The 19,335-nt window shown below is 65.3% G+C and carries 23 protein-coding genes and 1 pseudogene; 16 read left to right on the plus strand and 8 right to left on the minus strand.

Annotated elements, in window-relative coordinates; translation table 11 throughout:
* The first annotated feature begins 13 nt into the window (after positions 1 to 13).
* The 7 genes and pseudogenes from MSTE_RS08155 (at position 14) to MSTE_RS25850 (ending at position 4,452) form a co-directional block, all read left to right on the plus strand.
* Positions 14 to 274 (plus strand): hypothetical protein, encoded by a 261-nt coding sequence (locus tag MSTE_RS08155; protein ID WP_096500340.1) that lies wholly within the window; start codon positions 14 to 16, stop codon positions 272 to 274.
* A gap of 167 nt (positions 275 to 441) precedes the next feature.
* Positions 442 to 537, plus strand: a complete 96-nt coding sequence (locus tag MSTE_RS25845) for an Ms4533A family Cys-rich leader peptide (protein ID WP_367398660.1) — start codon at positions 442 to 444, stop codon at positions 535 to 537.
* Positions 538 to 669: 132 nt separating this feature from the next.
* A complete protein-coding gene (locus MSTE_RS08160; RefSeq protein WP_096500342.1) occupies positions 670 to 1,713 on the plus strand; it encodes a sulfate ABC transporter substrate-binding protein in 1,044 nt (347 codons plus the stop codon).
* Positions 1,710 to 2,606: a sulfate ABC transporter permease subunit CysT gene (cysT, locus tag MSTE_RS08165; RefSeq protein ID WP_096500344.1), complete on the plus strand. Its 897-nt coding sequence runs from the start codon at positions 1,710 to 1,712 to the stop codon at positions 2,604 to 2,606. Before MSTE_RS08160 ends, cysT begins: the two co-directional genes overlap by 4 nt.
* A complete protein-coding gene (cysW, locus tag MSTE_RS08170; protein WP_096500346.1) occupies positions 2,603 to 3,418 on the plus strand; it encodes a sulfate ABC transporter permease subunit CysW in 816 nt (271 codons plus the stop codon). Before cysT ends, cysW begins: the two co-directional genes overlap by 4 nt.
* Positions 3,419 to 3,432: 14 nt before the next feature.
* A pseudogene (locus tag MSTE_RS08175) lies at positions 3,433 to 4,095 on the plus strand (sulfate/molybdate ABC transporter ATP-binding protein); the annotation flags it as partial.
* Positions 4,096 to 4,125: 30 nt separating this feature from the next.
* Positions 4,126 to 4,452, plus strand: a complete 327-nt coding sequence (locus tag MSTE_RS25850; protein WP_406801206.1) for a TOBE-like domain-containing protein — start codon at positions 4,126 to 4,128, stop codon at positions 4,450 to 4,452.
* A 73-nt stretch (positions 4,453 to 4,525) separates the two neighbouring features.
* Here the strand turns inward: MSTE_RS25850 and MSTE_RS08180 are convergent, their stop codons facing one another.
* The 7 genes from MSTE_RS08180 to MSTE_RS25855 form a co-directional block, all read right to left on the minus strand.
* Entirely contained in the window at positions 4,526 to 4,678 is a 153-nt protein-coding gene (locus MSTE_RS08180) for a hypothetical protein (protein ID WP_057968846.1), read from the minus strand.
* Positions 4,679 to 4,755: 77 nt separating this feature from the next.
* Positions 4,756 to 5,451, minus strand: a complete 696-nt coding sequence (locus tag MSTE_RS08185; RefSeq protein ID WP_096500348.1) for a sirohydrochlorin chelatase — start codon at positions 5,449 to 5,451, stop codon at positions 4,756 to 4,758.
* Positions 5,444 to 6,724, minus strand: coding sequence for a sulfate adenylyltransferase subunit 1 (locus tag MSTE_RS08190; protein ID WP_096500350.1), 1,281 nt, complete (start codon positions 6,722 to 6,724; stop codon positions 5,444 to 5,446). Before MSTE_RS08190 ends, MSTE_RS08185 begins: the two co-directional genes overlap by 8 nt.
* 37 nt (positions 6,725 to 6,761) lie before the next feature.
* Positions 6,762 to 7,691, minus strand: a complete 930-nt coding sequence (cysD, locus tag MSTE_RS08195) for a sulfate adenylyltransferase subunit CysD (protein WP_408645873.1) — start codon at positions 7,689 to 7,691, stop codon at positions 6,762 to 6,764.
* The gene (locus MSTE_RS08200; RefSeq protein WP_096500354.1) at positions 7,688 to 8,401 is read right to left on the minus strand and encodes a phosphoadenylyl-sulfate reductase; all 714 of its coding nucleotides are present in this window, start codon (positions 8,399 to 8,401) and stop codon (positions 7,688 to 7,690) included. The genes cysD and MSTE_RS08200 overlap by 4 nt, the downstream gene beginning before the upstream one ends.
* The gene (locus MSTE_RS08205; protein ID WP_096500356.1) at positions 8,398 to 10,080 is read right to left on the minus strand and encodes a nitrite/sulfite reductase; all 1,683 of its coding nucleotides are present in this window, start codon (positions 10,078 to 10,080) and stop codon (positions 8,398 to 8,400) included. The genes MSTE_RS08200 and MSTE_RS08205 overlap by 4 nt, the downstream gene beginning before the upstream one ends.
* A 106-nt stretch (positions 10,081 to 10,186) precedes the next feature.
* Positions 10,187 to 10,345 carry an Ms4527A family Cys-rich leader peptide gene (locus MSTE_RS25855; RefSeq protein WP_372990855.1) on the minus strand — a complete coding sequence of 53 codons (159 nt, stop codon included), beginning with the start codon at positions 10,343 to 10,345 and terminating at the stop codon, positions 10,187 to 10,189.
* 71 nt (positions 10,346 to 10,416) lie between these two features.
* On the opposite strand from MSTE_RS25855, the gene hemW reads away from it, so the two are divergent.
* Complete coding sequence (hemW, locus tag MSTE_RS08210; protein WP_162291392.1) at positions 10,417 to 11,592, plus strand: radical SAM family heme chaperone HemW; 1,176 nt, start codon at positions 10,417 to 10,419, stop codon at positions 11,590 to 11,592.
* 6 nt (positions 11,593 to 11,598) lie between these two features.
* On the opposite strand, the gene MSTE_RS08215 is transcribed toward hemW, so the two are convergent.
* Complete coding sequence (locus MSTE_RS08215) at positions 11,599 to 11,907, minus strand: type II toxin-antitoxin system VapB family antitoxin (RefSeq protein ID WP_078298591.1); 309 nt, start codon at positions 11,905 to 11,907, stop codon at positions 11,599 to 11,601.
* 121 nt (positions 11,908 to 12,028) lie between these two features.
* On the opposite strand from MSTE_RS08215, the gene hrcA reads away from it, so the two are divergent.
* The 8 genes from hrcA to era all read left to right on the plus strand — a co-directional run bounded on the left by hrcA (position 12,029) and on the right by era (position 19,260).
* Positions 12,029 to 13,054: a heat-inducible transcriptional repressor HrcA gene (hrcA, locus tag MSTE_RS08220; protein ID WP_078298648.1), complete on the plus strand. Its 1,026-nt coding sequence runs from the start codon at positions 12,029 to 12,031 to the stop codon at positions 13,052 to 13,054.
* Between the two features lie 45 nt (positions 13,055 to 13,099).
* Complete coding sequence (gene dnaJ / locus MSTE_RS08225; RefSeq protein ID WP_096500358.1) at positions 13,100 to 14,251, plus strand: molecular chaperone DnaJ; 1,152 nt, start codon at positions 13,100 to 13,102, stop codon at positions 14,249 to 14,251.
* Positions 14,252 to 14,257: 6 nt separating this feature from the next.
* On the plus strand, positions 14,258 to 15,046 hold the full coding sequence (locus MSTE_RS08230; RefSeq protein WP_096500360.1) for a 16S rRNA (uracil(1498)-N(3))-methyltransferase: 789 nt from the start codon (positions 14,258 to 14,260) through the stop codon (positions 15,044 to 15,046).
* A 106-nt stretch (positions 15,047 to 15,152) separates the two neighbouring features.
* Positions 15,153 to 16,205 (plus strand): PhoH family protein, encoded by a 1,053-nt coding sequence (locus MSTE_RS08235; RefSeq protein WP_078298598.1) that lies wholly within the window; start codon positions 15,153 to 15,155, stop codon positions 16,203 to 16,205.
* Positions 16,202 to 16,714, plus strand: coding sequence for an rRNA maturation RNase YbeY (gene ybeY, locus MSTE_RS08240; protein WP_078298601.1), 513 nt, complete (start codon positions 16,202 to 16,204; stop codon positions 16,712 to 16,714). The genes MSTE_RS08235 and ybeY overlap by 4 nt, the downstream gene beginning before the upstream one ends.
* Positions 16,714 to 18,030 carry a hemolysin family protein gene (locus MSTE_RS08245; RefSeq protein WP_096500362.1) on the plus strand — a complete coding sequence of 439 codons (1,317 nt, stop codon included), beginning with the start codon at positions 16,714 to 16,716 and terminating at the stop codon, positions 18,028 to 18,030. The genes ybeY and MSTE_RS08245 overlap by 1 nt, the downstream gene beginning before the upstream one ends.
* Positions 18,023 to 18,349 carry a cytidine deaminase gene (locus MSTE_RS08250; RefSeq protein ID WP_096500364.1) on the plus strand — a complete coding sequence of 109 codons (327 nt, stop codon included), beginning with the start codon at positions 18,023 to 18,025 and terminating at the stop codon, positions 18,347 to 18,349. Before MSTE_RS08245 ends, MSTE_RS08250 begins: the two co-directional genes overlap by 8 nt.
* Positions 18,346 to 19,260, plus strand: coding sequence for a GTPase Era (gene era / locus MSTE_RS08255; protein ID WP_096500366.1), 915 nt, complete (start codon positions 18,346 to 18,348; stop codon positions 19,258 to 19,260). The genes MSTE_RS08250 and era overlap by 4 nt, the downstream gene beginning before the upstream one ends.
* Positions 19,261 to 19,335: the final 75 nt, after the last annotated feature.

Below are 19,335 nucleotides of genomic sequence, written 5' to 3' on the forward strand. Positions count from 1 at the left end.
TAAACTGGCCCGCGTGAACAGCGACAGCGTGATCGGCCTCCTGAGTTGGTGGGACGGCGTGGAGCTGTGGCTCAGCGGACGCGGGTTCATCCTTCAAACAATCATCGTGATGCCGGTCGTGCTGGTGCTGGCCTATGCGATGGCGGTAGCCGGTGACAAGGTCTTGTTTCTGCTGTTCAGCCTGTCGAATCGGCTCGGCCGGTGGTACCAGGCCGCGCGTCGCCACGCCGCGGAAAATCACGTAGCCCCGGCCGCCCAGGCGGACCTTTCATGAGCGGCATGCCCCAGTCGCGTGTCACGTTGGCGCTGGTTGCGCTGGCCGTTCTGGTCATAGTCGCCTGGCTGTTGAGCCGGTAGTTACTGACTGTTGACGCAATAGCGCTTCTACCTGCCGATTCAGCCGTAAAGACGGCATCAAGAGGCTCTGCTACGCTTCCGCTCATGCATTCCGCCGCCCGGGGTAACCGCGTGCGCCACATCCTGGCGCTCATCGCGGTCGGTACATGCGCGGTTGCAGACGTTCACTGTTGTCGCTAGACCCATCCCGTCCGCGGTTTGGTGTCGGTAGCGGCTAGTTTGAAGCCCACTGGCTGTTTCGCTGCCTTTCTGTCGTCACGGGATTCCATGAGATATCTGTCCCAGGTAATCGTCATCCCACGAAAGGTCCTCATGCTCAAGATCGCGAAGACGGTCGGTGCCCGCCGGTGGCACCACATCGGAGTTCTTGCCACAGCGGCAACAGTTCTCGCCGCCTGCGGTGGGGGATCCAGTGACGTCGCCGGGGGCGAGTCGCATTCCAATGCCGACACCACTTTGACGCTTGTCGCCTATGCGGTGCCGGAGCCCGGCTGGAAGAAGATCATTCCGGCATTCGCGAACACCGCCGAGGGCAAGGGCGTCGCGGTCACTACTTCTTATGGTGCGTCCGGCGATCAGTCCCGGGCCGTGGTCGACGGCAAGCCGGCCGACATCGTCAACTTCTCGGTGGAGCCCGATGTGAGCCGTTTGGTCAAGGCGGGCAAGGTTTCCGAGGATTGGAACGCGGACGCCACCAAGGGTGTGCCGTTCGGCTCGGTCGTTTCTCTCGTGGTGCGCAAGGGCAACCCGAAGAACATCAAGGACTGGGATGACCTGCTCCAGCCCGGTATCACCGTCATCACCCCCAGCCCGTTGAGCTCGGGCTCGGCCAAGTGGAACCTGCTGGCGCCCTACGCGGCCAAGAGCAATGGCGGCCGCGATGAGCAGGCGGGCATCGACTATGTCAGCAAGCTCGTCGGCGAGCACATCAAGCAGCGCCCCGGTTCCGGGCGTGAGGCCACCGACGTCTTCCTGCAAGGCAGCGGTGACGTGTTGATCAGCTACGAGAACGAGGCGATCAACGTCGAACGCCAGGGCAAGGACGTCGAGCACGTCAACCCGCCGCAGACGTTCAAGATCGAGAACCCGGTCGCCGTCGTCAAGGGCAGCGCACACCAGGACAAGGTGAATGCCCTGAAGAACTTCCTGTACACCCCGGAGGCGCAGAAGCTCTGGGCTGAGGCAGGTTTCCGCCCCGTCGATCCCGCTGTTACGGCAGAATTCGCCAAGGACTTCCCGACGCCGGAGAAGCTGTGGACCATCGCCGAGCTAGGTGGCTGGAAGACAGTCGATCCCGCGTTGTTCGACAAGGAAAACGGCAGCATCACCAAGATCTACAAGAAGGCCACCGGATGACAGCGACCGAACAATCGACGGAACCGGCTTCCGAGCCGAAATCGTCTGCCCGGCCCGACCGTAAGGTCGGTGCCGGGCAGACGGGGGGCCTGTTGACGCGCCGCTACGGCAGCACCTCGCTGCGGGTCGGTGCGGCATCGATCTGGCTCAGCATCATCGTGCTGCTGCCCCTGGCCGCCATTGTCTGGCAGTCGGCCGGTGGCGGATGGACCGCGTTCTGGAACGCGGTCACCTCCAACGCCGCGGTGAGCTCGTTCAAGGTGACCCTGGGGGTCTCCTTCGGGGTGGCCATCATCAACCTGTTCTTCGGGCTGTTGGTGGCCTGGGTGCTCACCCGTGACGACTTCCCGGGCAAACGGCTGGTTGACGCCGTCATCGATCTTCCCTTCGCGTTGCCGACGATCGTGGCGAGTCTGGTGATGCTCGCGCTGTACGGCCCGGGTAGCCCGGTGGGCATCCACATCCAACACACCAAGTGGGGTATCGGGATTGCGCTGCTGTTCGTCACCCTGCCGTTCGTGGTGCGGTCCGTGCAGCCGGTCCTGTTGGAACTCGACCAGTCCGTCGAGGAGGCCGCCGCTTCTCTGGGGGCCGACAACTGGACGATCTTCCGCGCGGTGATCCTTCCGGCGCTGCTCCCGTCGCTGTTATCGGGTGCGGGACTGGCGTTCTCGCGCGCTATCGGCGAATACGGTTCGGTGGTACTGATCGGTGGTGCGGTGCCCGGCGAGACGGAAGTGTCCTCGCAGTGGATCAGGACGCTCATCGAGAACGACGACCGCACCGGCGCCGCGGCGATCTCGATTGTGCTGTTGATTATTTCGTTTGTCGTGTTGTTTGTCCTGCGCACCATTGGTTCGCGTGCGGCTAAGCGAGAGGAGCTGGCGCAGTGACGCCGTCACCGCTCGTCAAGTATGTGGCCCGTTATGCGGCGCTGCTGTATATCGGCATCCTGGTGATCGTTCCGGTGGGCCTCATTCTGTGGCGCACGTTCGAGCCCGGAGTCGGTGCGTTCTTCGAGTCGATCGCCACCCCGGCCGCCGTGTCGGCCTTGCAGCTGTCGCTGCTGGTGGTCGCGATTGTGGTGCCGCTCAACGTCATCTTCGGCATTCCGACGGCGCTGGTTCTGGCGCGGAACAAGTTCCGCGGTAAGGCCGTGCTGCAGGCGATCATCGACCTCCCGTTCGCCGTCTCGCCGGTGGTGGTGGGTGTCGCGCTGATCCTGTTGTGGGGATCGGCGGGCGTCTTCGGGTTTGTCGAGAACGATTTCGGACTCAAGATCATCTTCGGGTTCCCGGGCATCGTGCTCGCCAGCATCTTCGTCACGATTCCGTTCATCATTCGTGAGGTCGAGCCAGTGCTGCACGAGTTGGGCACCGAGCAGGAAGAGGCCGCCGCCACGCTGGGAGCCACTGCCTGGCAGACGTTCTGGCGTATCACGTTGCCGTCGATTCGGTGGGGGTTGACCTACGGCATCGTGCTCACCATCGCGCGCACGCTCGGAGAGTACGGCGCGGTGATCATGGTGTCCTCGAACCTGCCCGGAACATCACAGACCCTGACCCTGCTCGTGTCCGATCGTCATCAGCGCGGTGCCGAGTACGGCGCCTATGCCATCTCGGCGCTACTGATGGCTGTTGCGGTGATCGTCCTGGTGGTCCAGGTCGTCATCGATGCGCGACGAGCAAAAGCCAATAGCGAATAGCAAGGAGCCACAGAATGACTGACGCGATTACCGTTCGCGGCGCGAACAAGCATTACGGCGACTTCGCCGCGCTGGACAACATCGACTTCGAGGTGCCCTCGGGTTCGCTGACCGCACTATTGGGGCCCAGTGGTTCGGGCAAGTCGACGTTGTTGCGGGCCATCGCCGGGCTGGACCAGCCCGATACCGGCACGATCACCATCAACGGGCGTGATGTCACCGGCGTGCCGCCGCAGCGGCGCGGCATCGGTTTCGTGTTCCAGCATTACGCCGCCTTCAAGCACCTGACCGTGCGTGAAAACGTCGGGTTCGGACTCAAGATTCGTAAGAAGCCGAAGGCCGAGATCAAGGAGAAGGTCGACAACCTGTTGGAAGTGGTGGGGCTGAGCGGATTTCACGCGCGGTATCCCAATCAGCTCTCCGGGGGGCAACGTCAGCGCATGGCGCTGGCCAGAGCGCTTGCCGTCGATCCGGAAGTGCTGCTTCTGGATGAGCCGTTCGGTGCGCTCGATGCCAAGGTGCGTGAGGATCTGCGGGCCTGGCTGCGCCGGCTGCACGAGGAAGTACACGTCACGACGGTGCTGGTGACCCATGACCAGGCCGAGGCCCTCGATGTCGCGGACCGGATCGCGGTGCTCAACAAAGGGCGCATCGAGCAGGTCGGTTCTCCTGACGACCTGTACGACCGTCCGGCGAACAGCTTCGTGATGTCCTTCCTGGGGCCGGTGGCCAAGCTGAACGGAATCCTGGTGCGCCCACACGATATTCGTGTGGGGCGCAACGCTGACCTCTCCCGCGCCGCGGCGGAGGGCACCGGCGAGACCACCGGGGTGACGAAGGCGACGGTCGGACGCGTCGTGCACCTCGGTTTCGAGGTGCGGGTCGAGTTGACCAGTGCCGCGACCGGGGAACAGTTCACCGCACAGATCACCCGTGGAGACGCTGAGGCACTCGGGCTGCACGAGGGCGACCAGGTGTATGTGCGCGTGACTCGCGTTCCCGATCTGGGTGATCTGGCCGAGGTCGCGTCCTAGGCGTCGCTGCTTTTCCGAAAACTGACAAGAAAATGGCCCCCGGTTCTCCGGGGGCCATTTTGTCTATCGCGCTCTAGTGCTCGTCGTAGTGATCGCCGTGCGGGGCGTGGCGGTGCCCGTCGTGGATGTAGTCCACGTGGTCCTCGTGCGCAACTGCCTCGTGGCCGCAGTCAGGGCCGTGAACGTGGTCGGGGTGATCGTGGGTCTTGTGCTCGGTGCTGGTCACGCATCCGACCCTACGGCAGACATGCGCATATAACAATGCGTTCGTCGGGATGCGGTGCGGGCGTGCAGTGGGTTCTGTCAGCGCGGTACGGGGACCGGTGCTGCGACTGCCGACGCGTATCGGTGCACCACTACCTCGGCGACCAGCCGGTTCGAGCCCAGGGGTGATGCCACCGGGATGCCCGCGTCAGCGGCCTCGGCGCGCACCCGGTCCAGCAGCAGGCCGGGGGACAGGAACCATGGTGCGACAACGATTTCCGTGGCGCCGCGGGAACGCAGCGAGTCCGCGGCGTTGGCAAGGGTGCTCGATTCGCCGGTGGCGAAAACCGTCGTCGAGATATCCCACTGCGCGGCGAGCGAGCGAGTGCGGTCGTTGGTCGTGGAGTCCGAGGATCCCACCGCGGACAGGATCACGCCGGGACTGTCGATGCCGACCTCGATCACCCGACGCCGGGCCAGGCGTAAGAGCCGGTCATCCGCCCCGAGCACGGGAGCCTGGGTGACTCGTAGCCCCGAGGGTGCCGAGGACAGCACAGTCGGCAGGTCGATCCGGGCGTGGTAGGCGTCGGACAGCAGCAGCGGCACCACCACCGCGTCACCGCGTAGATCGCCCAGCACGTCAACAAGATTCGGCTCGGAGAGCTCCAGAAACGCCAGCCGAACGTCCAGATCGGGCCGGAGCAACCGCACCTGCGCCACCAATCGGCGCGCGTTCTCAGCGAACCGCGGGTCGCGGCTCCCGTGCGCGACCGCAAGAAGCGTCGGATTACGCACGATTCAGTTCGACGGCGCGTAGGGCGTCGCCGACCAGTCCCGCCGCCAGCGTGTTGCCGCTCGACGGATCGATCAGCAGGAAGCTTCCCGCTGTCCGGTCATCGACGTATTCGTCCACGCTGATCGCTTCCGCGAGGCGAATGCTGATCTGTCCGATGTCGTTGAGTTCCAACGATTCCGGCGCGGGATCGGCAGACAGGTTCTGCTCGTCGAAGCGCTCCACCAGCTGGCCGACGATCGCGGGAACGGTGCGGGTGCCGTGCTTGAGCAGCAGGCGCGCCCCGGCCTTCAGCGGCTTGTCGGCCAGCCAGCACACGGTGCCTTCGATCTCCGAGACCGGCTCGGGCACGTCGGGCGCTGCGATCAGATCGCCACGTGAGGCATCCACATCATCGGCCAGAATCAGTGTCACGCTGCGACCCGCCTCGGCGACCTCGAGCGGTCCGTCGGCGGTGTCGATGCCCGCCACCGTGGTGCGCTGCCCGGCCGGGGAGATGACCACCTCGTCGCCTACCCGCACCACACCGGCGGCGACCTGCCCGGCGTAACCACGGTAGTCGGGGTACTCGGCGGTACGCGGCCTGATCACATACTGGACCGGGAAACGCAGACCCACGGTGCTCGACTCCTCATGCGCCGGAATCGTTTCCAGATGCTCGATGAGGGTCGGTCCGCTGTAGAAGCCGGTCCGCTCGCTGCGGGTGGCGATGTTGTCGCCATGCAGCGCCGAGACCGGGATCTCCACGACGTTCTCGGGCTTCCAGCCCAGCGAGCTGGTCAACTCGTTGAACTCGGCGCTGATCGCTTCGAAGATACGGGCGCTATCGGCCACCAGATCGATCTTGTTGACCGCCAACACCAGCCGCGGCACCCCCAACAGCGCCAGCACCGCCGCGTGGCGGCGGGTCTGCTCGATGACACCCTTGCGCGCGTCGACGAGAAGGATCACCAGCTGTGCGGTCGACGCCCCCGAGACCGTGTTCCGGGTGTACTGCACGTGCCCGGGGGTATCGGCGAGGATGAACGAACGCTTCGGGGTGGCGAAGTATCGATACGCCACATCGATGGTGATGCCCTGCTCGCGCTCGGCGCGCAGGCCGTCGACAAGCAGCGAGAGGTCGGGGGCATCAAGCCCACGTGACTCGGAAGCCTTTGTGACGGCATCGAATTGGTCGATAAGCACCGACTTTGTGTCGTACAGCAGCCGACCCACCAGGGTGGACTTGCCGTCGTCGACACTGCCGGCGGTGGCGATGCGCAGAAGATCGCTCATGATCAGCTCTGTCCTTGTTTCTTCATGCAAGCCCTCATCAGAAGTAGCCCTCTCGCTTGCGGTCTTCCATCGCCGCCTCGGACACTCGGTCATCGCCGCGGGTCGCGCCGCGTTCGGTGATCCGCGATGCGGCCACCTCGGCGAGCACGGCATGGACGTCGGCGGCATCCGAGAGCACCGCGCCGGTGGTCGAGCCGTCGCCCACGGTGCGGTAGCGCACCGAAAGTGTTTGCAGCTCTTCGCCGTCGCGTGGTCCACCCCACGGGCCGGGAGTCAGCAGCATGCCGTCACGGTTGAAGATCTCGCGCTCATGGGCGTAGTAGAGGTCGGCCAGCTGTACGTTTTCGCGCGCGATGTAGCGCCAGACGTCCAACTCGGTCCAGTTGCTGATCGGGAACACCCGCACGTGCTCGCCCGGGGCATGCCGGCCGTTGTAGAGGCTCCACAGCTCGGGGCGCTGCTTCTTGGGATCCCACTGGCCGAACGCGTTGCGCAGACTGAAGATGCGCTCCTTGGCGCGCGAGCGCTCCTCATCGCGACGCCCACCACCGAGCACCGCGTCGAACTTGTTGTCGGTGATGGCCTCGAGCAGCGGGATGGTCTGCAACGGATTGCGGATTCCGTCGGGCCGCTCGGTCAGGCGCCCGTCGGCCAGGTAGTCCTCGACTTTCGCGACGACCAGCCGCAGGTTGTGGCGTTCGACGATCTCGTCGCGGAAGTCCAGCACCTCGGGCAGGTTGTGTCCGGTGTCGACGTGCAGCAACGCGAAGGGAAGCGGTGCGGGCCAGAAGGCCTTGAGTGCGGTGTGCAACAGCACCGTCGAATCCTTGCCGCCGGAGAACAGCAGCACCGGGCGCTCGAACTCGCCGGCCACTTCACGAATGATGTGAATCGACTCGGATTCGAGGTCGGTCAGTGTTTCCGTCTGATTCAACACAGACTCCATTCCGGTCTCCGTTGTCGTCATGAGGCGTGCAGCCCACATTCTGTTTTGGCCATGCCCTGCCAGCGTCCGCTGCGCGCGTCGGCGCCCAGTGCCGGTTTGGCCGTGCACGGGGCACAGCCGATCGACGGATATCCCTCGTCCACAAGCGGATTCACCAGGGTTCCGTGCTCGTCGATGTACTTCTGCATATCCTCGTCGGTCCATGCGGCGATCGCGTTGATCTTCACCAGCCCGAACGCCTCGTCGAAGCTGATCAGCGGTGCGTTGGCACGGGTCGGTGCGTCGACGCGGCGCAACCCGGTCACCCACGCCGAATATCCGGAGAGCGACTTGCGCAGCGGCACAACCTTGCGCAGGCGGCAGCATTCGCCGGGATTGCTCGAGAACAGGTCCTTGCCCACCAACTCGTTCTGCTGTGCCACCGACTGCTCGGGAGCCACATTGACGATGTGGATGTCGTACACCGATTCCACGGCATCGCGCGTGCCGATTGTCTCGGCGAAGTGATATCCGGTGTCCAGGAACAAGACGTCAACACCCGGACGCACCTGTACGGCAAGGTCGATGAGCACCGCATCCTGCATGTTGGAGGCCACCACGTACTCGCCGCCGAAGTTCTCATCGGTCCACCGCAGCAGCTCCTCGGCAGAGGCGTCCTGCAGTTCGGCAGCGCCGCGCTCAGCCAATTCACGCAACTGGTCAGCGTTCCTCTGGCCCTCCAGAACGCTCATCGCAGATCCGCCTCCTCGGCCCGAACGGCCCACTGCGCGAAGCGCTCTCCGTCGGTGCGCTGCTTGACGAAGTTGCGCACCACCCGGTCGATGTAATCGCCGAGCTCGGAGCTGGTCACCTTGTGCTGACGCAGCTTGCGGCCGAATCCGCTGTCCAGGCCCAGGCTTCCGCCCAGGTGCACCTGGAAGCCCTCGACGCTGTTGCCCTCGCCGTCGTCGACCATCTGACCTTTGAATCCGATGTCCGCGACCTGCGAACGCGCACACGAGTTGGGGCATCCGTTGATGTTGATGGTGACCGGAGTGTCCAGCTGCGCGTTGAGATCGTCCAACCGCTTGTCCAGCTCTGGCACCAGATCCTGTGCGCGCTTGCGGGTTTCGGTGAAGGACAGCTTGCAGAACTCGATGCCGGTGCAGGCCATCAGATTCTTGCGCCAGTGCGACGGACGCGAGGGTAGCCCGAGTGCATCCAGCCCCTCCGTCAACTCACCGAGTTTTTCATCGGGGACGTCGAGGATGATCAGCTTCTGATACGGCGTGAACCTGACACGGTCCGAGCCCGCCTTCTCGGCAAGATCGGCGACCGCCGACAAGATGGTGCCGGACACCCGGCCGGCTATGGGCGAGACACCAACGGCGTTGAGCCCGTTCTTGAGTCGTTGCACACCGACGTGGTCGATGGGCCGCGGAATCTGCACCGGAGCGGGCCCGTCGAGCAGTGGCCGCTTCAGGTACTCGGTCTCGAGAACTTCGCGGAACTTCTCGACGCCCCAATCCTTCACCAGGAACTTCAACCGTGCCTTGGCGCGTAGACGGCGGTAGCCGTAATCGCGGAAGATGCTGACAACGCCCTCCCAGACGTCCGGCACTTCGTCGAGCGGCACCCACACCCCGAGACGCTGCGCCAGCATCGGGTTGGTCGACAGGCCGCCGCCCACCCATACGTCCAGCCCCGGACCGTGCTCCGGGTGCACCACACCGATGAAGGCGATGTCGTTGATCTCGTGCACCACGTCTTGCAGGCCGGAGATGGCCGTCTTGAACTTGCGGGGAAGGTTGGCGTACTCCTTCTTTCCGATGTAGCGGCGCACGATCTCGTCGATGGCAGGTGTCGGATCGAGCACCTCGTCCAGGGACTCACCGGCGAGCGGCGAGCCCAGGATCACGCGGGGGCAGTCGCCACAGGCCTGCGTCGTGTGCAGCCCGACCTCGTCGAGACGGCGCCAGATGTCCGGCATGTCCTCGACGCGGATCCAGTGATACTGCACATTCTCGCGGTCGGAGAGATCGGCTGTGTCCCGCGCGTATGTGGTGGACAGATCACCCAGGGTGCGCAGCGCGCCGACCGACAACGCGCCGCCGTCTGAACGCACGCGAAGCATGAAGTGGTCGTCTTCGAGCATGTCGGTGTTCTCGTCACCGGTCCAGCTGCCGTCGTAACCCGGCTTGCGCTGGGTGTACAGCCCCCACCAACGGAAGCGCCCGCGCAGGTCGCTCTTGTCGATGCTCTCGAAGCCCTTGTGCGCGTAAATGGTTTCGATGCGCTCGCGCACGTTCAGCGGGTGGTCGTCCTTCTTCGCCTGCTCGTTGGCGTTGAGAGGTTCGTGGTAACCGAGCGCCCACTGGCCCTCGCTGCGCTGTTGCTTCGGGCGAGCGGGCCGGGTCTCGCTGGTTGTCATGGTGCTCCTCAGAAAGGCAGGCACAGTCGTGGGCGACACACCGGGGGCTGACCGGAGGCGCAGATCCTCACGACCGTTTGGGTGGCAGACGGGTAGGACTACGTCATTAAGGGAGACAACACGCGCTACAGACACGCTTCAGGTCGATGTGTCGCCGCGCGACAAGTGGGACCTGATGTGTGCTCACCCGGCCAATTGTGCCATGCGAAACGGGCACCCCGTACGACCGGGTCGTAATTCCGCTCATTGTGAGCAAAACCTCCATTCGGCTTGGGGGATTCCCGCTATTGACCGCTCAGATTTTTTCTGCCGTCGGCCCTGGCACACACTTGACCGGTGAGACCCGAAACCATCGCCACCCTGCCGCCCCTGGTGCCGGCGGTGGGGCGTCCGTTCGGGATCTACGTACACGTTCCGTTCTGTGCCACACGCTGCGGATACTGCGATTTCAACACCTACACCGCCGACGAGCTCGGTGACGGCACTTCGCCCGCGGGCTGGCTCGAGGCGTTGCGTGCCGAGCTGGACCTGGCCGCGCGGACCCTGGACGGAAGACCGCCGGTCCAGACCGTGTTCGTCGGCGGCGGGACGCCCTCCCTGCTGGGCGGTGCTGGGCTCGCCGAGGTGCTCGACGCGATCGGGGCGCACTTCACGGTGGCGCCGGGCGCGGAGGTAACCACCGAGGCCAATCCGGAGTCCACCTCTCCGGCGTTCTTCGAGACGATTCGTGCCGCCGGATACACCCGCGTCTCGCTGGGCATGCAGTCCGCCGCCCCGCACGTGCTGGCCACCCTGGATCGGGTGCATGCGCCCGGGCGGGCGGTGGCGGCGGCGCGGGAGGCGCGTGCGGCCGGTCTCGAGCATGTGAACCTGGACCTCATCTATGGCACCCCGGGTGAGACCGATGACGATCTGCGCCGGTCCATTGATGCCGTGCTCGAGGCCGGGGTGGACCACGTGTCGGCGTATGCGCTGGTCGTCGAGGAGGGCACCGCCCTGGCGCGGCGTGTGCGGCGCGGCGAACTGCCGAATCCCGACGAGGACGCCCTGGCCGACCGGTATCAGCTGCTGGACGCGGCGCTGTCTGAGGTGGGGCTGCACTGGTACGAGGTGTCCAACTGGGCACGCCCGGGCGGGCAGTGCCGTCACAACCTTGGCTACTGGGCCGGTGGCGACTGGTGGGGCGCCGGGCCGGGTGCTCACGGACATGTCAACGGCGTGCGATGGTGGAACGTCAAGCACCCCAACGCCTATGCCAAGCAGTTGGGGCAGGGACAGTTGCCTGTCGGCGGGCACGAGATCCTCAGCCCCGTCGAACGGCACACCGAGGACGTGCTGCTGGCGGTGCGGCTGAACACGGGAATCGCCTTGGCGGACTTGACCGTCGAGGAACGCGGCCGGGTACCCGCGGTGGTGGCCGGCGGGCTGGGCCGGCTGGTGGATGATCGGCTGGTGCTCACCGATCAAGGGCGGCTGCTGGCCGACGGCGTGGTGCGCACCATCCTGGATTGACGCCGCTTAAATCACGCGCAGCTGATCCATATCGAAAACCCTGGCGTGCAACACGACCCGGTTACGCAACGCGGCCCGCACGGCCCGGTGCAGCCCATCTTCCAGATAGATGACGCCCTGCCATTTCACGGCGTGCGGGAACAGGTCCCCGTAGAACGTGGAGTCCTCACTGAGCAGGCGGTCCAACGCGAGCACCGTGGTGGTGGTGACGAGTTCGTCCAGACGGATCTGCCGGGGTGGGATGCGCGACCAGTCCCGCGTCGATAGCCCATGTTCTGGGTATGGCTTCCCCTCGCGAACACCCTTGAAGATCACTGCAAATCACTCCGTAATGATCCCTGCATAACAGTTGAGGTTAGCGTGGACTGCCACGGTGGCGGGTCGGCGCAGCGTGGCCCCGTAAAATAGAGGCACATCACGCGTGAGGGAGGTGACCATGGCCACAGCCGATGACCGGCGCTTCGAAGTACTGCGCGCCATCGTCGCCGACTACGTCACCACCAAGGAACCGATCGGCTCCAAGGCCCTGGTCGACAGGCACGGCCTCGGGGTTTCCAGCGCCACCGTCCGCAACGATATGGCGGTACTGGAGGCCGAGGGCTACATCGCCCAGCCGCACACCAGCTCAGGGCGTATTCCGACGGAAAAGGGCTACCGCGAATTCGTCAACCGGCTCGAGGACGTCAAACCGCTTTCGGGCGCCGAGCGCAAGGCCATCCTGAATTTCCTGGAAGGCGGCGTCGACCTCGATGACGTGCTGCGTCGCGCGGTGCGGCTGCTGGCGCAGATGACCCGTCAGGTCGCGGTCGTGCAGTATCCGACGTTGTCCTCGTCCAGCGTGCGTCACCTCGAGGTGGTGCTGCTGACCCCGGCACGGCTGCTGCTGGTGGTCATCACCGACTCCGGGCGGGTCGATCAGCGGATCGTCGAGCTGGGTGACGTCATCAGTGATGACCAGCTGAGCAGACTTCGTGTCCTGCTGGGCGCGGCCCTGGACGGTAAGAAGCTGTCGGCGGCCTCGGTGGCCGTTGCCGAGCTGGCCGAACAGTCCGACGACGATCTGCGCTATCCACTCACCCGCGCGGCGACAGTCCTGGTGGAGACGCTCGTCGAGCACCATGAGGAGCGCCTGCTGCTCGGTGGCACTGCCAACCTCACCCGCAACGCCGGCGACTTCGGTGGTCAGCTGCGCACTGTGTTGGAGGCGCTGGAGGAGCAGGTGGTGGTTTTGCGCTTGCTCGCCGCACAGCAGGAGGCCGGCCGGGTCACCGTGCACATCGGTCACGAAACCGCTGCTGAGCAGATGATCGGCACCTCCGTCGTCTCCACCCCGTATGGTGCGGGCGGAGCGGTATTCGGCGGTATGGGTGTGCTGGGGCCCACACGGATGGACTACCCGGGAACCATCGCGAACGTCGCGGCGGTTGCCATGTATATCGGCGAAGTGCTAGCCAATCGCTAGCAGTTATGTGAATTAGACAGATACCAACGGAGCGAGATCAACACAGTGGCGCGTGATTACTACGGCATCCTCGGGGTCAGCAAGGGTGCCAGCGACAGTGAGCTCAAGCGGGCATACCGCAAGCTCGCCCGCGAGCTGCACCCCGACATCAACCCCGATGAACAGGCCCAGACGCGGTTCAAGGAGGTCAGCATCGCCTATGAGGTGCTGACCGATCCGGAGAAGCGGCGCATCGTCGACCTGGGCGGCGACCCGCTGGAGAACGGCGGCGGTGGCAACGGGTTCGGTGGTGGCTTCGGTTCGGGCTTCGGTGGTCTGGGCGACGTCTTCGAGGCGTTCTTCGGCGGATCGGCCGGCGGCTCGCGTGGTCCGCGCGGCCGGGTGCAGCCTGGTTCGGACTCTCTGCTGCGGATGCGGCTCGAACTGCTGGAATGTGCGACCGGCGTCAGCAAGCAGGTGACCGTCGACACCGCGATTCTGTGCGACGGATGCACCGGCAAGGGCACCCACGGAAACTCGGCGCCGAGCGCCTGCGAGACCTGTGGTGGCCGTGGCGAGGTGCAGACCGTGCAGCGCTCCCTGCTTGGCCAGGTACTCACGTCGCGCCCGTGTCCGACGTGTCAGGGGGCCGGAGAGGTCATCACCGATCCCTGCCACAAGTGCGGCGGCGACGGCCGGGTGCGCGCGCGTCGCGAGATCACGGTCAAGATCCCGGCCGGTGTCGGTGACGGCATGCGGGTGCGCCTGGCGGCCCAGGGTGAGGTCGGTCCCGGTGGTGGCCCGGCCGGTGACCTGTACGTCGAGGTGCACGAGAAGCCCCACGACGTGTTCATTCGTGACGGGGATGACCTGCACTTCACGGTTCGGGTCCCGATGGTGGAGGCGGCGCTGGGCACCAGTGTGTCGGTCGACGCGATCATCGACGGACCGACAGTCGTCAAGGTCGAGCCGGGATCGCAGCCGGGTTCGGTGGTGACGATGCGCGGGAAGGGCATGCCGCATCTGCGCACCGGTGTTCGCGGAAACCTGCACGCCCATCTGGACGTGGTGGTGCCGACTCGGATGGACGCCAAGGAACGCGAGCTGCTGAAGGACTTCAAGAACGTACGGAACAAGGAAACCGCCGAGGTGGTCTGGGCGGAATCGGCGTCGGGCGGGGTGTTCTCGCGGCTGCGCGAGGCGTTCACGGGCCGGTAGATCCAGATGGCGGCTGCCACGATCTTCTACGTTGACCGGGTCCCCGCCGTCGGGGAGCAGGTGAGTCTGCTGGGTGACGAGGGCCATCACGCCACGCGGGTGCTGCGCCTGCGTGTCGGGGAGCCCGTCATGGTGTGCGACGGCGCGGGCGAGGTTGGCGACGGTGTCGTCGCCTCCGTTGACCGCACCAGCCTGTCGATCGAGGTGACCGCGCGCTGGAGCGTCGCTGCTGCGGACCCCACAGTGACTGTGGTGCAAGCACTTCCAAAATCCGATCGCTCCGAGCTCGCCGTCGACCTGGCGGTGGAGGCGGGAGCCGACGAGATCGTTCCGTGGCAGGCGCAGCGATGTGTGTCGCGCTGGGACGCACAGAACGACCCGGACAAGGCGGCGAAGGGGCAGCGGCGCTGGGAGGCGGTCGCACGGGCGGCGTCACGGCAGTCCCGCCGGGCCTTCGTCCCGACAGTGTCGACGCTGCATTCCACCGCGCAGCTGTCCGAGCTGGTCCGTCAGCGGGTGGCCGACGGCGCCGTCGTGCTGGTGCTGCATGAGTCGGCGGACTCCGGGCTCGGTGCCCGGGGCGAGCTGCTGTCCGCAGCGTCGTCGGTGGTGCTCATCGTGGGGCCCGAGGGCGGCGTCGCGGACGCCGAGCTGGGGGTTTTGACGGACGCGGGTGCGGTCGCGGTGCGTTTGGGGCCGACGGTGCTGCGCACATCCAGTGCCGCTGCCGTCGCGTTGGGTGCCCTCGGGGTGCTCACCGACCGATGGGCCCGCGGTCCGCTGGCGCATCGGTGAGCGCTCGCGTGAAGAGACGACGACACTAATCGCGTGGAGGCGCACGGTTGCCAGCGGTAAACTCATGGCAACTTCACAACCCAAGAAAGCAGGCGACCTTAACCACGTGACGAGCCGAGAAGAAGACGCCGCTGTCCCGTCGGTATTGCCCTCGGAAGTACGCAGCAGTGTCGAGATTCCGAACGATCTCATCATGGGCCTGCTGGGTTCTGCTGATGAAAACCTGCGCGAGCTCGAGGACATGTTGACCGCCGATGTCCATGCCCGCGGAAACACCATCACCTTCACCGGCGAGCCCGGTGATGTGGCGTTGGCCGAGCGTGTGGTCTCCGAGCTGATCGTGATAGCCCGCCGGGGCCAGCAGCTGACGCCCTCGACGGTGCGGCACACGGGGGCCATGCTCACCGGTGACGACGATGAGTCACCCGCCGAGGTACTGAGCCTGGACATCCTGTCGCGGCGTGGCAAGACCATCCGCCCGAAGACGCTGAACCAGAAGCGCTACGTGGACGCGATCGACGCCAACACTGTCGTTTTCGGTATCGGCCCGGCCGGTACCGGCAAGACGTATCTGGCGATGGCCAAGGCGGTCAACGCGTTACAGAGCAAGCAGGTCACCCGGATCATCCTCACCCGTCCGGCCGTCGAGGCGGGGGAGCGGCTGGGCTTCCTGCCCGGCACCCTGAGCGAGAAGATCGACCCCTACCTGCGGCCGTTGTACGACGCGCTGCACGACATGATGGACCCCGAACTGATCCCCAAGCTGATGTCGGCCGGGGTCATCGAGGTTGCGCCACTGGCATATATGCGGGGCCGGACACTCAACGACGCGTTCATCATCCTCGACGAGGCCCAGAACACCACCGCCGAACAGATGAAGATGTTCCTGACCCGGCTCGGGTTCGGTTCCAAGATTGTGGTCACCGGTGACGTGACACAGGTCGACCTGCCCGGTGGCGCCCGTTCCGGGCTGCGTGCCGCGGTCGACATTCTTGACAATATCGACGGAATTCACTTCTCGGAGTTGACCAGTGCCGATGTGGTCCGCCATCGGTTGGTGGCGGAGATCGTGGATGCCTACGCACGTTTTGAGGAGTCAGATCTGACGGACAACCGCGCGCAGCGGCGCGCGTCGGGGAACCGGAGCCGGCACCGATGAGTATTGAGGTCGTCAACGAGTCGGGTATCGACGTCGCCGAGGGCGAGTTGGTCAGCGTCGCACGATTCGCCATCGCGGCAATGGATGTCCATCCGGCGGCCGAACTTTCGATGATGCTTGTCGATCTCGCGGCCATGGCAGACCTGCACATGCGGTGGATGGATCTGCCCGGTCCCACCGATGTGATGTCCTTCCCGATGGACGAGCTGGAGCCAGGTGGGCGTCCGGACGCGCCAGAGCCCGGGCCCTCGATGCTCGGCGACATCGTGCTGTGCCCGCAGTTCGCGGCCGAACAGGCTGAGGCGGCGGGCCATTCGCTGGCTCACGAGCTGGCGCTGCTGACCGTGCACGGGGTGCTGCATCTGCTCGGCTACGACCACGCCGAACCCGAGGAAGAGCGCGAGATGTTCGCGCTGCAGAACCAGCTGCTCAAGGACTGGTACGAGCAGCAGGCCCAGCTGTATCGGGATAGCCGTCTGCTCGACAAGTCGCGCAACTTCGACGAGTGATGTCTGGCATAGGGCTGCTGCTGGCGGCGATCGTCCTCGTCGGCCTGGGCGGTACGTTCGCGGCCATCGACGCGGCCATCAACACCGTGTCCTCGGCGCGTGTCGACGAGTTGGTTCGTGAGGAAAGGCCGGGCGCGGTAAGGCTTTCCGTGGTGATCCGAGACCGACCGCGCTATGTGAACCTGGTTGTCCTGCTGCGCACCACCTGCGAGATCCTCTCGACGGTGTGCCTGGCCGGATATCTGACCGCGCGGATGAGCCTGGGTGCCGCACTGATGATCTCGGCGATCGTCATGGTGGTGACGAGCTTCGTGGCGATCGGGGTGGGTCCGCGTACGTTGGGACGCCAACATGCGTACTCGATAGCGCTGGGTGCCGCCGTTCCGCTCCAGGTGATTTCGGTGCTGCTGGGTCCCATTTCGCGGCTGCTCATCCTGCTCGGTAACGCGGTGACGCCCGGGCGTGGTTTCCGCAACGGCCCGTTTGCCTCCGAGATCGAGCTGCGCGAGGTGGTCGACATGGCGCAGCAGCGCGGCGTGGTGGCCGATAACGAGCGTCGAATGATCCAGTCCGTGTTCGAGCTGGGCGATACACCCGCCCGCGAGGTGATGGTGCCGCGCACCGAGATGGTCTGGATCGAATCCGACAAGACGGCCGGTCAAGCCACCTCGCTGGCGGTGCGCAGCGGGCACTCTCGCATCCCGGTGGTCGGAGAGAACGTCGATGACGTCGTCGGGGTGGTCTTTCTCAAGGACCTTGTGCAGCAGACGTACTACTCGGTGAACGGTGGCCGCGATGTCACCGTGGCGCAGGTGATGAGGCCGGCGGTGTTCGTTCCGGACTCCAAGCCGCTGGATGCGCTGCTGCGCGAGATGCAGCAGCACCGCAAGCACATGGCGTTGCTCGTCGACGAGTACGGGGCTATCGCCGGGTTGGTGACCATCGAGGACGTGTTGGAGGAGATCGTCGGGGAGATCGCCGACGAGTACGATCACGACGAGGTCGCTCCGGTGGAGGACTTGAAACACAAGATATTTCGTGTCTCTGCCAGGTTGCCGATCGAAGACCTGGGGGAGCTGTACGGCATTGAGTTCGACGAGGACTTGGACGTCGAGACCGTTGGCGGACTCCTCGCATTGGAGCTGGGACGCGTTCCACTGCCGGGGTCAACGGCTGCCTCGCACGGACTTTTGTTACAGGCCGAGGGTGGTCCGGACACGCGTGGCCGGGTGCGCATCGGCACGATCCTGGTGCAACCCGACCCCGACAGCGGCACAGCGGCGGACGACGACAAAACGGAGGAAAAAGATGACTGAGTTGGATGCAGAAGACAACAAGCTCGTCGTGCTGGCCCGCGGAGCGATGGGGCGTGCCGAAGCGAAATCGGGAGCGGCGGTGCGCGACGGCGACGGCCGCACGTACGCCGGTGCGCCGGTGACGCTTTCGGCGCTGTCGTTGACGGCGTTGCAGGCGGCGGTGGCAGCGGCGGTGTCCAGTGGCGCCTCGGTCATCGAGGCGGCGGTGCTGGTCGGCGGTTCACACGAGGATCCGGGCCTCGCTGCGGTGCGGGAGCTTTCGCCGTCGGCGACGGTCATCGTCACCGATCGCACCGGCGTGCCTGCGGGGCAGTTGTGAGCTCGCCGGAATTCCGTTCTGGTTTTGTCTGTTTCGTCGGCCGGCCCAACACCGGTAAGTCGACGTTGACCAATGCGCTGGTCGGCCAGAAGGTCGCCATCACGTCGAACCGGCCGCAGACCACCCGGCACACGATCCGGGGGATCGTGCACCGCGAGAACTTCCAGATCGTGCTCGTCGACACTCCTGGGCTGCATCGACCGCGCACGCTGCTCGGACAACGGCTCAACGACCTTGTGCGCGATACGTATTCCGAGGTCGACGTGATCGGTCTGTGCATCCCGGCCGATGAGGGCATCGGGCCCGGCGATAAATGGATCTACGAGCAGATCAAGCTCGTCGCGCCGCGCACCACGCTGATCGCGATCGTCACCAAGATCGACAAGGTGAGCAAGGAGCGGGTGGCCGAGCAGCTGCTGTCGGTGTCGCAGCTTGTCGGGCCGGATGTCGACATCGTGCCGGTGTCCGCCATCTCCGGAGCCCAAGTCGAGGTGCTGACAGAGGTTTTGGCGTCCAAGCTGGCGCCGGGGCCCGCGTTCTACCCCGATGGCGAACTGACCGATGAGCCCGAAGAGGTGCTCATGGCCGAGCTGATCCGGGAGGCCGCGCTCGAAGGAGTGCGCGATGAGCTGCCGCACTCGTTGGCAGTGGTGATCGACGAGGTGAACGAACGCGAGGGTCGGCCCGAGGGTTCGGAGCTGATCGATGTGCACGCGATCCTCTACGTCGAGCGGGACAGTCAAAAGGGCATCGTCATCGGTAAGGGCGGATCGCGGCTGCGTGAAGTCGGGACCAATGCGCGTCAACAGATCGAAAAGCTGCTCGGCACCAAGGTTTTCCTGGATCTGCGGGTCAAGGTCGCCAAGAACTGGCAGCGCGACCCCAAGCAGCTCGGCAAGCTCGGCTTCTAGCGGCGGCCCCGCGCCCTTTTTCCACCGAGACCGAGGTTATGGCGGTTTCGTCTCGCACAAATTCACCACAACCTC

Source organism: [Mycobacterium] stephanolepidis (assembly GCF_002356335.1).
GTDB classification, from domain to species: Bacteria; Actinomycetota; Actinomycetes; order Mycobacteriales; family Mycobacteriaceae; genus Mycobacterium; species Mycobacterium stephanolepidis.

Excerpts from the sequence above, each read along its gene's own strand:
- MSTE_RS25855 (WP_372990855.1), bottom strand. The coding sequence starts at position 10,345 with ATGGAGGTTTTGCTCACAATGAGCGGAATTACGACCCGGTCGTACGGG.
- cysT (WP_096500344.1), top strand. The coding sequence starts at position 1,710 with ATGACAGCGACCGAACAATCGACGGAACCGGCTTCCGAGCCGAAATCG.
- ybeY (WP_078298601.1), top strand. The coding sequence starts at position 16,202 with ATGAGTATTGAGGTCGTCAACGAGTCGGGTATCGACGTCGCCGAGGGC.
- cysD (WP_408645873.1), bottom strand. The coding sequence starts at position 7,691 with ATGACGACAACGGAGACCGGAATGGAGTCTGTGTTGAATCAGACGGAA.
- MSTE_RS08245 (WP_096500362.1), top strand. The coding sequence starts at position 16,714 with ATGTCTGGCATAGGGCTGCTGCTGGCGGCGATCGTCCTCGTCGGCCTG.
- MSTE_RS08205 (WP_096500356.1), bottom strand. The coding sequence starts at position 10,080 with ATGACAACCAGCGAGACCCGGCCCGCTCGCCCGAAGCAACAGCGCAGC.
- MSTE_RS08190 (WP_096500350.1), bottom strand. The coding sequence starts at position 6,724 with ATGAGCGATCTTCTGCGCATCGCCACCGCCGGCAGTGTCGACGACGGC.
- MSTE_RS25850 (WP_406801206.1), top strand. The coding sequence starts at position 4,126 with ATGTCCTTCCTGGGGCCGGTGGCCAAGCTGAACGGAATCCTGGTGCGC.
- MSTE_RS08230 (WP_096500360.1), top strand. The coding sequence starts at position 14,258 with ATGGCGGCTGCCACGATCTTCTACGTTGACCGGGTCCCCGCCGTCGGG.
- MSTE_RS08250 (WP_096500364.1), top strand. The coding sequence starts at position 18,023 with ATGACTGAGTTGGATGCAGAAGACAACAAGCTCGTCGTGCTGGCCCGC.
- MSTE_RS08160 (WP_096500342.1), top strand. The coding sequence starts at position 670 with ATGCTCAAGATCGCGAAGACGGTCGGTGCCCGCCGGTGGCACCACATC.
- MSTE_RS25845 (WP_367398660.1), top strand. The coding sequence starts at position 442 with ATGCATTCCGCCGCCCGGGGTAACCGCGTGCGCCACATCCTGGCGCTC.
- MSTE_RS08200 (WP_096500354.1), bottom strand. The coding sequence starts at position 8,401 with ATGAGCGTTCTGGAGGGCCAGAGGAACGCTGACCAGTTGCGTGAATTG.
- hrcA (WP_078298648.1), top strand. The coding sequence starts at position 12,029 with ATGGCCACAGCCGATGACCGGCGCTTCGAAGTACTGCGCGCCATCGTC.